The following is a 14,826-nucleotide window of genomic DNA, read 5'->3' on the forward strand; positions in this document are numbered from 1 at the left end:
GCGCTCGGCGTCGGCGCTCGGCCGACGCTCAACCGGCGTTCTGCGCGGCCTTCTCGACGAACTCCGTCGTGTACGTCTTGTCCAGGTCGACGTCGGCGTTCTGGATGGTGGGGTTGAACGCCTTGAGGACCTTCTCGACGGTCTCCGGACCGTCCTTGGGCATCACGCCGTCCTTGGTGAACATGGGCAGCGTGTTCTTGATGGCCACGGCGTAGAGCAGCTTGTTGCCCTGCGAGTAGTCGGCGGGCATCTTGTCGGCGATCTGGGTCGCGCTGTGGGTGGACATCCACTTGAGCGTCTTGACGAATGCATTGGCCAACTTCTGGACGGTGTCCTTGTGACCGTTGACCCATTCAGTCTGCATGTACAGGCTTGACGAGGGATACGGTCCACCGAGCGCCTCGTCGGAACCCTGGGGCGTACGCATGTCCAGGAGGATCTTGCCGGCCTTCTTGTCCAGGATCGTCGCGACGGTGGGATCGGTGGTCATGCCGCCGTCGATCGAGCCCTGCTGGAGCGCCGAGATGAAGGTCGGTCCCGCCCCGACGGCGACCGGGGTAAAGTCGCTGACCTTCACGCCGTTCTTGACCGCGAGGTACTTGGTGAGGAAGTCGGTGGAGGAGCCGAGGCCCGTGACGCCGAGCTTCTTGCCCTTGAAGTCCTTGGGCGAGGCGATGTCACCGGCCGCCTTGTTGGAGACGATCTCCACCTCGCCGGGCGCGTGCGAGAACTGCACGACCGACTCCACGTCCTTGCCCTTCACCTGGAGGTCCAGCGTGTGGTCGTAGAAGCCGACGGCCCCCTGGACCTGTCCGGAGACGAGCGCGGTCTCCGCCTGGACGCCGGCCGGTTCGCTCAGCAGTTCCACGTCGAGCCCCTCGGAGTCGAAGTAGCCGAGCCGCTGGGTGAGCATCGCGGGCAGGTAGATGACCTTGTCGAGGCCACCGACCATGATCTTGACCTTCGTCCCCTTGCCGTCCCCCTTGCTGCCGGAGCCGGTCGAAGCGGTGCTCGAGGCGTCGTTCGCGCAGGCGGTGAGCGAGGTGAGGGCGAGCAGGCCGGCTGTGGCCAGGGAGGCGTATCTGGCGGTCTTGCGCATGGGGTTCACGTCCTTGTGAGAGGGAGGGGCACAGGGGTCGCCGTCAGCGTGTGAGGGGGCGCCGGGGCGGTCGCCGACAGGCGGGAGAGGGTGCCGAGACGGTCGTCGGCATGTGCGGAAGGCAGCGCGGAAGCGGTCGTCAGCTGTCGGACCCCGCCGGCTTCCAGCGGAAGATGCGGCGCTCGGCGAAGGTGAGCAGCCCTTCAGCCACGAGGGCGACGACGGCGAGGATGACCATCGCGGCGTACACACCGGCCGCGTTGAAGGTGCCCTGTGACTGCGCGACGAGCAGGCCGATGCCCTTGGTCGCGCCGATGTACTCGCCGACGATCGCGCCGATGAGGGCGAAGCCGAAGCTGACGTGCAGGCTGGTGAAGATCCAGGAGGTCGCGGACGGGATGACGACCTGAAGCGTCACCCTGCGGTCGCTCGCACCGAGGATGCGGGCGTTGGCGACCAGGTTGCGGTCGACCTCGCGGGCGCCCTGGAAGGCGTTGAAGAAGACCGGGAAGAAGACCAGGACGACGGCCGAGGCCACCTTGGAGGCCGGTCCGAGTCCGAACCAGATCACAAAGATGGGTGCAAGGACAATCCTGGGTATCGAGTTGAGCACCTTGATGTATGGACCAAGTACATCGGCGAGCAAGGTGATCCGCCCCAACGCGATACCGAAGACCACACCGGCCACCACACCGAAGACCCAGCCCAGCAACGCCTCATGGAGCGTGTACCAGATCTGTTCGCCCAGCGAGCCGAGCGCGGTCCCGTGCGTGATCCAGGTCCAGATCTGGTCCCAGATCTTCGAGGGCATGGAGAAGTTGAAGGGATCGATGACCTCGGCCCGGGCGAGCACCTCCCAGAGGCCCAGAACGGCCACCAGGAGCAGTACCCGGGACACCGCGACGACGATCCTGCGTCTGCGGGCGGCACGCGCGCGTGAGTGCGCGCGGTCCGGTGGGGTCTTGGCCGTGCCCACGACCGGTGTGCTGAGGACCTCAGGCGACATGAGCGGCACCCCTCTCCCGGGTGATGCGGACCTCTTCGCCCAGCGACTCCCAGATCTCGCGGTAGATCTCGATGAACCGCGGCTCCAGGCGCACCGACTCGACCTTGCGCGGCCGCGGCAGATCGATGTCGAACACCTGCTTGACGGTGGCCGGTCCGGCCGTCATCACGACGACCTTGTCGGCCAGCGCGATGGACTCCTCCAGGTCGTGGGTGACGAAGACGACCGAGGCGCCCGTGCCCTCCCACAGTTCGAGGAGTTCGTCGGACATCAGGGCCCGGGTCTGCACGTCGAGCGCGGAGAACGGCTCGTCCATGAGCAGGATCTCGGGGTCGTTGACGAAGGTCGCGGCGAGCGCGACCCGCTTGCGCTGGCCTCCGGAGAGCTGGTGGGGGTAGCGGTCCTCGAAGGCCGTGAGCCCGACCCGGGCCAGCCATTCCCGCGCCTTCTGCTTCGCCTCGGCCTTGGGCACCCCACGGAAACGCGGCCCCGCCATCACGTTCGACAGCACGGTGCGCCAGGGGAAGGTGGCGTCCTGCTGGAAGACGAAACCGACCTTGTCCCCGACTCCGCGGACCGGCTCCCCGACCACCAGAACCTCGCCCTCGGAGGGCTCCTCCAATCCGCTGACCAGCGTCAACGTGGTGGATTTGCCGCAGCCCGTGGGCCCGACGACCGCCACGAACTCCCCACGGCCCACCGTGAGATCGAGTCCTTTGACCGCCGTGTGCAGACCCCCCGACGGGGTCCGGAATGTCTTGCTTGCGCCCCGCAGCTCGATGGCGGGGCTGGTGTCTGCGCTCATGGCCGGGGACGGTAGATGTGGCGCGCGCCACGGCATCAGTCTTCTGAGCGCATGCCGTTCTTTTGCTTGCAACGGCCTGTTGTGCTCGTTTTGCGCGCGCTACAACAGCGGAGCCGAAACATGGGCTCGACGCCCGCCAGGCCTTGAGGGAAAGAGGCCCGATGATTGACGTCCTGGTCGTGGACGACGACTTCCGCGTCGCCGAGATCAACGCCAAGTACGTGGGAAAGGTTCCCGGCTTCCGGGTGGCCGCCCGCGCGCACAGCGCCGCCCAGGCGCTGGCCAGCGTGCAGCGCGGGACCATCGACCTGGTCCTGCTCGACCACTACCTGCCCGACCAGACCGGCCTCGAACTCGTCCACCGCATGCGGGAACAGGGTCACGGCACCGACGTCATCATGATCACGGCGGCCCACGACGTGACGACCATCCAGACCGCGATGCGCCTGGGCGCCCTCCACTACCTGGTCAAACCGTTCACCTTCGCCGCCCTGCGCACCCGTCTGGACTCCTACGCCGCCCTGCGCCGCACCGTCGACCGGGTCGGCGGCCGCGGCATCGCCGGCCAGGAGCAGGTCGACCGGATGTTCAGCGCCCTGCGCACCACACCGGCCCCGGCCTCCCCCGGTCTGCCCAGCGGCCACTCGGAACCCACGACGGACCTCATCTGCCGCGTCCTGCACCACGCCGACCACCCGCTCTCCGCCCACGAGGTCGCCGCCGAGACAGGCCTGAGCCGCTCCACCGCCCAGCGCTACCTCCGCCACCTCGAACAGGCCGGCCGCCTCCGCCTGTCCCTCAGATACGGCGACACGGGCCGCCCGGAGCACCGCTACGCGTGGGTGGCGCCCTAGCCGTACGTCCTGGCATGGGCGGCGGGCAGATGTCGTACAAGGCAGACGGACGCCGTACGACGCAGACGGACCGTAGGACGGAGATGGACGCCGCACGACTCAGACGGACCGAAAGGCGGAGACTGACGCCCTACGGCGACGAAGGCGCCGTCGCTACACAGCCCCCGCGCCCGTCAGTGACCGCACCTCGGTCTCCGCGTGCTTGGCCTCGTCGGCGACCTCCGCCGAGGTGACCGTGCCGAGCCAGCCGGCGACGAAGCCGAGGGGGATGGAGACCAGGCCGGGGTTCTGGAGCGGGAAGTACTGGAAGTCGACGCCGGGGAACAGCGATTCGGGACTGCCGGACACCACGGGCGACAGCAGCACGAGGGCGAGGGCCGGGATCAGGCCGCCGTAGACGGACCAGACAGCGCCTCGAGTGGTGAACCCGCGCCAGAACAGGGAGTAGAGCAGGACCGGCAGGTTTGCGGAGGCGGCGACGGCAAAGGCGAGGCCTACCAGGAAGGCCACGTTGAGGTCCCGGGCCAGCAGGCCGAGGGCGATCGCGATCACACCGATCCCCACGGCGGCGGTCCTGGCCACGGCCACCTCACTGCGCGGCTTGGCCCGTCGGCGCCGCAGCGAGGCGTACAGGTCGTGGGCGACGGAGGCCGAGGAGGCGAGCGTGATGCCGGCGACCACGGCGAGGATCGTGGCGAAGGCGATGGCGGCGACGATCGCGAACAGAACCGTTCCGCCCGTGGAATCGGCGCCGCCGCCCAGGTCTAGGGCCAGCAGCGGGACCGCCGTGTTCCCGGCGGCGTTCGATCCTCGTACCGCCTCGGGCCCCACGATGGCCGCGGCACCGAAGCCGAGGACGATCGTCATCAGGTAGAAGCCGCCGATGAGCCCGATCGACCAGACCACCGAACGCCGTGCCGCGCGTGCGGTGGGCACGGTGTAGAAGCGGGACAGGATGTGCGGGAGCCCTGCCGTGCCGAGCACGAGCGCGAGTCCCAGGCTGATGAAGTCGAAGCGGGCCGTCCAGTCCCCGCCGTACTTAAGGCCGGGCGCCAGGAACGACTGCCCATGGCCACTGCGCTCGGCCGCCGTGAGCAGCAGCTGGTCGAAGTCGCCGTGGAACCGCACCAGCACCAGCACGGTCAGCGCGACGGTCCCGCCGAGCAGCAGGACCGCCTTGACGATCTGGATCCAGGTGGTGGCCCGCATCCCGCCCAGGGACACATAGATCACCATGAGCGCCCCGACCCCGATGACCGTCCAGGACTGGGCCGCCTCACTGGTGCCGCCGAGCAGCAGCGCGACCAGGCTGCCCGCGCCCACCATCTGTGCCACCAGATACAGAACGGACACGGTGACCGAGGAAGTTCCCGCCGCGATCCGCACCGGCCGCTCGCTCATCCGCGCCGCGACCACGTCGGCGAGCGTGAACCGCCCGCAGTTGCGCACCAGTTCGGCGACCAGGAACAGCACCACCAGCCAGGCCACCAGGAACCCGACCGAGTAGAGCATCCCGTCGTACCCGAACAGGGCGATGAGCCCGGAGATCCCGAGAAAGGACGCCGCCGACATGTAGTCGCCCGCGATGGCAAAACCATTCTCCATCGGCGAGAACAGTCGGCCGCCCGCGTAGAACTCCTCCGCCGAGCCGTGCCGGTGGCGGCTCACCCACGTCGTGATCCCCAACGTCACCGCGACGAACGCGCTGAACAGCAGCAGCGCCAGAGTCTGGTGGTCCCCCGTCACGACGTGACACCGCCCCGGGCCGTACGCGTCAGTTCCTGGGTGTCCCACCGCAGTTCGAGCGCGGCCCGGTCCCGACGCAGCCGCGCATGCCGGGCGTAGGCCCAGGTCAGCAGGAACGTGGTGAGGAACTGCCCGAGTCCCGCGAGCATCGCCACGTTCACCGCGCCCGCCACGGGGCGCGCCATCAGCCCGGGCGCGGTCGTCGCTGTCACGACGTAGGCCACGTACCAGACGAAGAACCCGATGCCCGCCGGCACCACGAACCGCCGGTACCGGCTGCGCACCTCCTGGAAGGCCGCGCTGCGCTGCACTTCGAGGTAGACGTCGGCTGCGGCCGCGGCCCTGTCCTCGCGCTCCGTGCGTGCCGCCTCGGCCGGGGTCACGGGTGTGCCGTCGCCGCTCGTCTCGCCCCAGCCGGAGGCGAGGGCGTCGTACCAGGGGTCGTCGTACCGCACCCCGGCGGACGCCTCGGCGCGGGCCTGATCGTGCCCGTCGTGGGTCTCGGCCGAACTCTCGGCATCACCCCCGCTTCCACGGGGACGAGCGTTGCTTGACTGCATGCCCAAGGATGGACAGAACGGGAAGATCCCCGACTCTTCTTCCCCGCGCTCTTCACCCCATCAGGTGATTCCTCCCGTCGGTGGCCGCACAAGTCCCTTCGCATAGGCGTAACGCACGGCCTGCGCACGGTCCTTGAGTCCCGTCTTGGCGAAGAGGTTGTTGATGTGGGTCTTCACGGTGGCGGTGGAGACGTGCAGTGCGCGGGCGATCTCCTGGTTGCTGAACCCTTCGGCGATCAGCGCCAGCACCTCGACCTCCCGGGAGGTGAGCCCGTCCGGCGGCTCCATGGACGCGGACAGCGGCTGAGGTGATTCGGGATCCGACAGCCGCTCCAGGAGCCGCCGCTGGATGCTCGGCGACAGTCCCGCGTCGCCGGAGAGCACGCTCTGCACGGCCCGCACGATCTCGTCCCCTCCCGCGTCCTTGGTCAGATAGCCGCGCGCCCCCGCCTTCAGCGCGGGGAACAGCGAGTCGTCGTCCGCGTACGTGGTCAGCACCACGACCTGTGTCCCGGGGTGCTCGCTCCGGATCCGCCGGGTCGCCTCCACCCCGTCGCAGCGGGGCATCCGCAGGTCCATCAGCACGACGTCCGGGGCGAGTTCCGCGACGAGCTCGACCGCCTGCTCCCCGTCCCCCGCGGCGCCCACGACCTCGATCCCGGGCAGCAGGCCTAGCAGCATCACGATGCCTTCGCGGACCACGGTCTGGTCGTCCGCAACCACCACCCGCGCGGGCTTCGGCTGCGCCCCTTCCGTCATACCGGCACCTTCAACGTCACCACGAACCCCTCTTCGTCCGGCCCCGCGTCCAGCGAACCGCCCAGCAGTTCGGCGCGCTCCCGCATCCCCCGCAGACCGTACCCGCCTCCGGTTGCGGTGAGTTCACCCGGCGAACCGCCCGAGTCCCGCACCACCAGCGTCACCTGGTCCTCGCCGTACTCGAGCCGCATCCTGACCTTGGCCCCCGGCGCGTGCTTACGGACGTTGGTCAGAGCCTCCTGGGCCACTCTCCGCACGGCCTGCGACGCTTCGGCCGGCAGCGGTCTGCGCTCACCCGAAATGGTGGCTTCGGTTCCGTCGGCCGTCCCCACCAGCTGGCTCAGGAAGTCCTCCAGCGGAGTCATGTCCCCGCGCAGGGCCGACAGTGCCTGCCGGGTCTCGGCGAGACCGTCGCGGGCCATGCCCCGTGCGGCCACCACTCTTTCGAGGATCTGGTCCCGGTCCGCGCCCCCCTCGATCAGCAGCCTGGCCGCCTCCAGGTGCACGAGCTGGGCGGAGAGGCTGTGGGCCAGCACGTCGTGGATCTCCCGAGCGATACGGGCGCGCTCCGCGAGCGCCACCGACTCGGCCTCGGCGGCCCGCGCCGCACGCTCCTGGGTGAGCAGCCGCTGTGCGCTGCCACGGGCCTCGGCGTCCAGGCGCAGGACGTAGCCGGCCAGCGCGAGCCCCGCCGTCGTGGCCACCGTGGTCAGCCACCCGTCGTCATTGACCGCCGCGTACAGGGCGAGGGCGACCACGGTCACCGGCAGGGCGGCTGCGATGGGCAGCCGCTCCAGCGCGGTGATGGCGCAACCGCACCACAGGACAAGGGCGATGACGCCGAAGTCAGCGGCCTGGGCGGCGACCGCGATCACCAGGAGGACGCCGTAGAGCGCCAGGGAGGGCCAGAGCCGGTGCGCCAGGGTGGTGCGGAAGAGGGCCCATCCGGCGACCGCGGCCAGGAGGATGGACGCCACCGCCCCGACCACCGCCCAGCCACGCACGTGCGTGCTGTTGAAAGCGCCCCAGAGGAGCATGCCGAGCACCAGCGACCGCGTGACGTAGCCGAGCACCCGGCGGGGACGTGTGGCCGCCTCGCGCGTGAGCGCCTCCCGGGAGGGCCAGCGGGTCCAGCCGTTCTCCGTCACACGCGTTCCTTCCCCGTGGACCGGACCATGGGCTCACCGTACGCCGGAGCGGTTGCGTTCGCGGTTGTGGCGGCAGGACGCAGGAAGTGCGCACGCCAGACCAGGATTCCGGAGCGCACCAGCAGGGTGGCGGCCAGGGCGAGCAGCAGGGCGGAGGAGTCCTGGCGAACACCTGTCGCCGCACCGAGTGCGAAGAGGCCGGCGCGCAATCCGATGCCGACGCCCCAGACGGCGCCGCTCGCCTTGGTGCTCCTGCTCCACACAGCGCCATCCGGCTCGGTCCATATGCGGCTGGTCCAGGCCCAGCCGGCTCCGATGGCGAGGCCGGTGAGCAGCTCGGCGGCGAGCAGGGCTATGGATGCCGTGCGGTGCTGGGCATCCACCAGTCCCGGCTCCCGGAGCGCCACGACGGCCAGGATCACGGGCAGCAGCCACCAGCGCCGCCCGGTGTCGATACGGCTTGCGCGGAACTGCCGGGCGATCACCACGACCACCGCGACCACGATCAGCAACGCGTCGACGAGCCCGGACATCACAGCCTCCGTGAGCGAGGAAAGGAGTGCCGGCAGCGGATGCCGCCGACACCTTCGAAGCTACGGAATTCCGCAGGCCGGGAGATCGGAGCGGGGGTGGATCACGGGTGGATTCCGGGGCGGGCCTGCCCTCCACCCACGGGTGGAGACGCCCGGTCGGACAGCGACCGGATTCGCGGGGCGCCGTGAACGAGAGAGCCGGATCCCGGCGTCGGCCCGCCCAGAGTCAAAGCCCTCGCGTGAACGGCCGAGGCAATCCAACAGCGGGCCCCACCAGTACCGGAGCCGACCGTCACCGCACCACACGGGGCACCCACGGCCACTCGAAGCCAACCGCCCACGATCGGCCGGCATCGAACCGCGACCGCCTACGGCGGGCCCCCGCGCACGAGTCACCCGGCCCGGCCACAAGTGCAGATGTGTGGGCGTCCAACCTGCCGTTACTGCCGACACGGGACGCCCCGTCAACCTGACCGAACCCGCACCACAGGAGGCCGTCAAACACAGCCGAAAGCTCGGACAGGGCCAGCCACAACCCCGCCCGAGCCCAGCGCAGCGACTACGCGTCGATGCGCGACCGGTCCAGCGTCGCCGCCGACCCGGAGATGAACTCCTTCCGCGGCGCGACGTCATTGCCCATGAGCAGATCGAAGACCTGCTCGGCCGCCTCCAGGTCGGCGAGGTTGATCCGCCGCAGAGTCCGGTGCCGGGGATCCATCGTCGTCTCGGCCAGCTGGTCCGCGTCCATCTCGCCGAGGCCCTTGTACCGCTGGATGGAGTCCTTGTACCGGACACCCTTGCTCTGGAACTCCAGCAGCTTCTCGCGGAGCTCTCGGTCCGAGTACGTGTAGACGTACTTGTCCTGGCCCTTCTTCGGCTGAACGAGCTCGATCCGGTGCAGCGGCGGCACCGCCGCGAACACCCGGCCCGCCTCGACCATGGGCCGCATGTACCGCTGGAACAGCGTCAGCAGCAGGCAGCGGATGTGCGAACCGTCGACGTCGGCGTCGGTCATCATGATGATCTTGCCGTAGCGGGCGGCGTCGATGTCGAACGTCCGGCCCGAGCCCGCCCCTATGACCTGGATGATCGCACCGCACTCGACGTTCTTGAGCATGTCGGTGACGGACGACTTCTGGACGTTGAGGATCTTGCCGCGGATCGGCAGCAGCGCCTGGAACTCGGAGTTCCGGGCGAGCTTCGCGGTACCGAGCGCGGAGTCCCCCTCGACGATGAACAGCTCGCTGCGGTCGACGTCGTCGCTGCGGCAGTCGGCGAGCTTGGCCGGCAGCGTGGAGGACTCCAGGGCCGTCTTCCGGCGCTGCGCGTCCTTGTGCTGGCGGGCCGCGATGCGGGTACGCGCGGCGGCGACCGCCTTCTCCATGACGACCCGGGCCTGCGCTGCGGCGTCCCGCTTCGTGGACGTCAGGAATGCCTTGAGCTCCCTGGAGATCACGGTGCTCACGATGCGGCGGGCCGCCGAGGTGCCCAGGACCTCTTTGGTCTGGCCCTCGAACTGGGGCTCGGCCAGGCGCACGGTGACGACCGCGGTGAGCCCCTCGAGGGCGTCGTCCTTGACGATGTCGTCCTCGGCGACGCGCAGCAGCTTCTTGGCACGCAGCACCTCGTTCATCGTGCTGGTGACGGCCGTCTCGAAGCCCGCGACATGGGTGCCGCCCTTGGGCGTGGCGATGATGTTCACGAACGACTTCAGAGTCGTGTCGTACCCCGTGCCCCAGCGCATCGCGACGTCGACGTCGAGCTCACGGGTGACCTGGGTCGGGGTCATCTGGCCGTGCTCGTCGAGGACCGGGACGGTCTCCCTGAAGGTGCCCTGACCGGAGAAGCGGAGGACGTCGTTGACCGGCTTGTCGGTCGCCAGGTACTCGCAGAACTCGCTGATGCCGCCGTCGAAGCGGAAGGACTCCTCACCCTTGCTGCCGCCCTCACCCAGACCGAACTCGTCGCGGACGACGATGGTCAGGCCCGGCACCAGGAACGCGGTCTGGCGGGCGCGCTGGTGGAGGTTCTCCAGCGAGAGCTTGGCGTCCTTGAGGAAGATCTGGCGGTCGGCCCAGTACCGCACGCGCGTGCCGGTCCGGGTCTTGGGGATCTTCTTGGCCTTGCGCAGGCCGCTCGCGGCATCGAACTTGGCGTCGGGTCCGCTCGCCGCGAAGGCCCCCGGCACACCGCGCCGGAAGCTGATCGCGTGCGTGTGGCCGCCGCGGTCCACCTCGACGTCCAGTCGCGCGGACAGGGCGTTGACCACGGAGGCGCCCACGCCGTGCAGACCGCCGGAGGCGGCGTACGAGCCGCCGCCGAACTTGCCGCCGGCGTGCAGCTTGGTCATGACGACCTCGACACCGGAGAGGCCGGTCTTGGGCTCCACGTCGACCGGGATACCCCGGCCGTTGTCCCGGACCTCCACGGAGGCGTCGTCGTGGAGGATCACCTCGATGTGGTCGCAGTACCCGCCCAGGGCCTCATCGACGGAATTGTCGATGATCTCCCACAGGCAGTGCATGAGACCACGGCTGTCGGTGGAGCCGATGTACATACCCGGGCGCTTGCGTACGGCCTCGAGCCCCTCGAGGACGAGCAGGTGCCGCGCGGTGTAGTTGGACCCGTCCCGGTCTGCTCCTGCCAGCAGAGCTGTGGACGGCACGGACGTCTCGGCGGTCACGCGGTTCGCTCCTCGCTGAATTTCAGGTGGGGCCCTTGTGGGTAAGGGCGCGGCTTCGGTAGCCGCCAAGAGGGTACCGAGGCCTGGTAGAGCCGTTGTAACGCCACCCTCGTGCGGAACACAGACTAATCCAGGGTCGCATGCCTGTTCGATCCCTCGATGGGGTGAAGTACATATCACGTTCCCTCAGGGGCATGAACCATTTAGGCTCCGGGCACGTCCTCATGAACAACCGGCAACCCAGCCGGCGGGACCGACCTTGACCGACCAGTGCGAAACCGTAAGACACAGAGACACGCAATACGGCACATTCGCCGCCAAACCGGCAGCAGCCAGCCGTCCGGAAAATTTCTCTCTGGGAGAAGCCCCGAGCGGGAACGTTTTGGGGCTGGTTGGATGTTGACCCTGGTACGACAGCTCGTCGAGCTAGAGAAGAGGCGACGTGACTACTGTTCTGACCCCCGCGAGCCCGCTGACGGCCGCAGACCGCTGCGACCGCTGCGGCGCCCAGGCGTACGTACGCGTCGTCCTGATCAGCGGCGGAGAACTGCTCTTCTGCGCCCACCACGGTCGCAAGTTCGAGCCGGAACTCAAGAAGATCGCCGCTGAGATACAGGACGAGACGGAGCGGCTCACGGCCATTCCCGCAACCGCCTCCGAAGAAGAGCGCTGACACTCGCGTCCACGACGAGCCGGCGCCGACACAGGTCGGCATAAGGGCGGCCGCCCCTGCTCCCAGGGGCAGCCGCCCTTGCTCATGGCTCGCGTGGACCCGCTCAGTGCCCCTCCGGCACCCCTGCACGATTCCGCGGCGCCGACGCGGCCACTCTGCGACCGTCCTGGTCCAGGGTCCGCATGACGTTGGACACCCGCGTGTAGACGCCGGGCCAGCCCGGCCGCCCGCAGCCGTTCCCCCAGGACACCAGCCCGATCAGCTTCCCCTGGGCAACCAGCGGCCCTCCGCTGTCCCCCTGGCAGGAGTCTCGGCCGCCCCGCTCCTCCCCCGCGCACAGCATGCTGTCGGCGCGGTAGGTGCCTTCGGCCGTCCCCGGATAGGCCTCCTGGCAACGCGTGTCTGACATCACATGCACCCGCGCGGCCCGGAGACTTCGCGCGTAGTCACCACCACCGGTGATGTCGCCCCAGCCGTACACCATCGCGCGGGTCCCTGCCGCGTATGCGGGGTCTCCGGCGGCCGCCATCCCGATCACCGCACTCTGCGGCAGCGGCTCGGCGAGCGTGAGAACGGCGAAGTCCCCCGCATTGGTGTCCGGGTCGTATCCCGGATTCACCCAGGCCTCTCGTACGGCGATCTCCGCGCCCTGGTCCGACAGCAGGTCCGTACGGCCCGCGATGACCCGGAAGTCGCGCACCCCCTCCGGTGGCGCCCCCAGCACGTTCTCGCCCATGCAGTGGGCCGCGGTGAGCACCGTGGTCGGGCCGACGGCGACACCACCGCAGAACTGCCCGGCGCGCGTACCCCCGAACCGGTCACGGCTGGACAGCGCCACTGTCCAGGGCGCCGTCGACACGTCCACCGGGAATCCCCCGACGACAATGCTGTCGGCCGCCACAGGGGCAGCCGACGCCAGCGGTATGGCCGCCGCCACGGCCGCCAGAATCAGCGGCCGGGTCAGCGCCCGGGCAATGGGACGACGCATGCATGCTCCTCACTCCGGGTCACGATCGGAAACCCAGAGTCACGCAGGGCGCCCGTGCGCGCAGCACGAAGGCCCGGCCCCTGAAGAGGGACCGGGCCTGTGATGTCGTACGACTACGACCTAGTCGAGGTAGTCGCGCAGCACCTGCGAACGCGACGGGTGGCGCAGCTTCGACATGGTCTTCGACTCGATCTGGCGGATGCGCTCACGCGTGACGCCGTACACCTTGCCGATCTCGTCGAGGGTCTTCGGCTGACCGTCGGTGAGACCGAAGCGCATCGAGACGACGCCCGCCTCGCGCTCGGACAGGGTGTCGAGGACGGAGTGCAGCTGCTCCTGCAGAAGCGTGAAGCTGACCGCGTCGGCCGGGACGACGGCCTCGGAGTCCTCGATGAGGTCACCGAACTCGCTGTCGCCGTCCTCGCCCAGCGGGGTGTGCAGCGAGATGGGCTCGCGGCCGTACTTCTGGACCTCGATGACCTTCTCCGGGGTCATGTCGAGTTCCTTGGCCAGCTCCTCCGGGGTGGGCTCGCGGCCCAGGTCCTGGAGCATCTGGCGCTGCACGCGCGCGAGCTTGTTGATGACCTCGACCATGTGCACCGGGATACGGATGGTGCGGGCCTGGTCGGCCATGGCGCGGGTGATCGCCTGACGGATCCACCAGGTGGCGTACGTGGAGAACTTGTAGCCCTTGGTGTAGTCGAACTTCTCGACCGCGCGGATCAGACCGAGGTTGCCCTCCTGGATGAGGTCCAGGAAGAGCATGCCGCGGCCGGTGTAGCGCTTGGCCAGGGAGACCACCAGACGGAGGTTGGCCTCCAGGAGGTGGTTCTTGGCGCGGCGGCCGTCCTCGGCGATGATCTCCAGCTCGCGCTTGAGCTTGGGGGCGAGCTTGTCGGCGTTGGCCAGCTTGTCCTCGGCGAACAGACCGGCCTCGATGCGCTTGGCGAGTTCGACCTCCTGCTCGGCGTTGAGCAGGGGGACCTTGCCGATCTGCTTGAGGTAGTCCTTGACGGGGTCGGCGGTGGCACCGGCGGCCGCGACCTGCTGCGCGGGCGCGTCGTCCTCGTCCTCGTCGGAGAGCACGAAGCCGGCGCTCTCGGCGCCCTCGGGCTCGTCGCCCGCCTTGGGGGCCGCCTCCTCGAGAACCTCTTCCTCGAGGATCTCGGCGTCGTCCTTCTTGGCGGTGGTCTTCTTGGCCGCCACGGTCTTCTTGGTGGCAACCGTCTTCTTCGCGGCCGCCTTCTTGGTGGCGGCAGCCTTCTTGGCGGCCGGCTTCGCGGCGGCCTCGCCCTCGACGACGGGCTCGGCGGCGGGGGCCGCGGGGGTGGCGGTGGCGGTGGCCTTCTTCGTGGTCACCGTCTTCGCCGCGACCGTCTTGGTGGCGGTGCGCTTGGCCGGACTCTTCGCTGCGACGCTCTTTCGGGTGCGCTTGGGCTCCGCGGCACTGACCATCAGCGTCACACCCTCTTCCTCGAGGATCTGGTTGAGGCTGCGCAGTACGTTCTTCCACTGAGTGGCCGGAATCTGGTCAGCTTCGAAGGCCCGACGCACGTCATCGCCGGCGATCTGCCCCTCAGCCTTTCCCCGCTCAATGAGAGCCATGACAGAGACGGACTCGGCGATCTCCGGCGGGAGCGTACGGGATGTGCTGGCCGACACGAACAACCTCTCGGAACGTTGGAAAACGGCTTCCGGCCCCGTCCAAGACGGACAGGAGCCGACCACCGACCTGGGAAGGGCCGACGGCGCGGGCGGGGGCCGGGGAAGATGCACAGCGCCTGAAACGGCGTCCGTATTCCCTCCGCGGCTGTCACCTCTTAGGTCATCGCGCTGTTTCCACGAGCGTTACGCCCAATCTGCGTGGCCCGAGTCACACCCCGTAAGTAACCAAAAACGGTCAGACACGGGCAGACACGGTCAGCCGGCGGCCCCGGTCGGCGATGCCCGGAAATGCTCTCACCCCTCCGCG

Annotated in this window: 13 protein-coding genes; 2 read left to right on the forward strand and 11 right to left on the reverse strand. The window is 69.1% G+C overall.

The genetic code is table 11. The annotated features are described in order from the left end of the window. Positions 1 to 28 precede the first annotated feature (28 nt). From OHN19_RS10755 to OHN19_RS10765, 3 genes are all read right to left on the reverse strand, one after another. Positions 29 to 1,099, reverse strand: a complete 1,071-nt coding sequence (locus tag OHN19_RS10755) for an ABC transporter substrate-binding protein (RefSeq protein WP_330263979.1) — start codon at positions 1,097 to 1,099, stop codon at positions 29 to 31. A gap of 139 nt (positions 1,100 to 1,238) precedes the next feature. Next, a complete protein-coding gene (locus OHN19_RS10760) occupies positions 1,239 to 2,105 on the reverse strand; it encodes an ABC transporter permease (protein ID WP_330263980.1) in 867 nt (288 codons plus the stop codon). Further along, complete coding sequence (locus tag OHN19_RS10765; protein ID WP_330263981.1) at positions 2,095 to 2,910, reverse strand: ABC transporter ATP-binding protein; 816 nt, start codon at positions 2,908 to 2,910, stop codon at positions 2,095 to 2,097. The genes OHN19_RS10760 and OHN19_RS10765 overlap by 11 nt, the downstream gene beginning before the upstream one ends. Positions 2,911 to 3,071: 161 nt before the next feature. Between OHN19_RS10765 and OHN19_RS10770 the strand changes: the two genes are divergently transcribed. Then, positions 3,072 to 3,764: a response regulator gene (locus OHN19_RS10770; RefSeq protein ID WP_330263982.1), complete on the forward strand. Its 693-nt coding sequence runs from the start codon at positions 3,072 to 3,074 to the stop codon at positions 3,762 to 3,764. A 153-nt stretch (positions 3,765 to 3,917) separates the two neighbouring features. Here the strand turns inward: OHN19_RS10770 and OHN19_RS10775 are convergent, their stop codons facing one another. The 6 genes from OHN19_RS10775 to OHN19_RS10800 form a co-directional block, all read right to left on the reverse strand. Continuing rightward, positions 3,918 to 5,510 carry a cation acetate symporter gene (locus tag OHN19_RS10775; protein ID WP_330263983.1) on the reverse strand — a complete coding sequence of 531 codons (1,593 nt, stop codon included), beginning with the start codon at positions 5,508 to 5,510 and terminating at the stop codon, positions 3,918 to 3,920. Then, positions 5,507 to 6,070 (reverse strand): DUF485 domain-containing protein, encoded by a 564-nt coding sequence (locus tag OHN19_RS10780; RefSeq protein ID WP_330263984.1) that lies wholly within the window; start codon positions 6,068 to 6,070, stop codon positions 5,507 to 5,509. The genes OHN19_RS10775 and OHN19_RS10780 overlap by 4 nt, the downstream gene beginning before the upstream one ends. Before the next feature lie 60 nt (positions 6,071 to 6,130). Continuing rightward, positions 6,131 to 6,829, reverse strand: coding sequence for a response regulator transcription factor (locus OHN19_RS10785; protein ID WP_330263985.1), 699 nt, complete (start codon positions 6,827 to 6,829; stop codon positions 6,131 to 6,133). After that, positions 6,826 to 7,977, reverse strand: a complete 1,152-nt coding sequence (locus tag OHN19_RS10790) for a sensor histidine kinase (protein WP_330263986.1) — start codon at positions 7,975 to 7,977, stop codon at positions 6,826 to 6,828. Before OHN19_RS10790 ends, OHN19_RS10785 begins: the two co-directional genes overlap by 4 nt. Then, positions 7,974 to 8,510 (reverse strand): DUF1453 domain-containing protein, encoded by a 537-nt coding sequence (locus OHN19_RS10795; RefSeq protein ID WP_330263987.1) that lies wholly within the window; start codon positions 8,508 to 8,510, stop codon positions 7,974 to 7,976. Before OHN19_RS10795 ends, OHN19_RS10790 begins: the two co-directional genes overlap by 4 nt. A 559-nt stretch (positions 8,511 to 9,069) precedes the next feature. Beyond that, positions 9,070 to 11,193, reverse strand: coding sequence for a DNA topoisomerase IV subunit B (locus OHN19_RS10800; RefSeq protein ID WP_330263988.1), 2,124 nt, complete (start codon positions 11,191 to 11,193; stop codon positions 9,070 to 9,072). A gap of 442 nt (positions 11,194 to 11,635) precedes the next feature. Here OHN19_RS10800 and OHN19_RS10805 point away from each other — a divergent pair, with 442 nt between their 5' ends. After that, entirely contained in the window at positions 11,636 to 11,866 is a 231-nt protein-coding gene (locus OHN19_RS10805; RefSeq protein ID WP_330263989.1) for a DUF7455 domain-containing protein, read from the forward strand. A gap of 103 nt (positions 11,867 to 11,969) precedes the next feature. Here the strand turns inward: OHN19_RS10805 and OHN19_RS10810 are convergent, their stop codons facing one another. Both OHN19_RS10810 and OHN19_RS10815 read right to left on the reverse strand, forming a co-directional pair. Beyond that, positions 11,970 to 12,854, reverse strand: a complete 885-nt coding sequence (locus OHN19_RS10810; protein ID WP_330263990.1) for a serine protease — start codon at positions 12,852 to 12,854, stop codon at positions 11,970 to 11,972. Between the two features lie 120 nt (positions 12,855 to 12,974). Continuing rightward, entirely contained in the window at positions 12,975 to 14,516 is a 1,542-nt protein-coding gene (locus tag OHN19_RS10815; RefSeq protein ID WP_330263991.1) for an RNA polymerase sigma factor, read from the reverse strand. Positions 14,517 to 14,826: the final 310 nt, after the last annotated feature.

The sequence above is a fragment of the Streptomyces griseorubiginosus genome (assembly GCF_036345115.1).
Lineage (GTDB): Bacteria > Actinomycetota > Actinomycetes > Streptomycetales > Streptomycetaceae > Streptomyces > Streptomyces griseorubiginosus_C.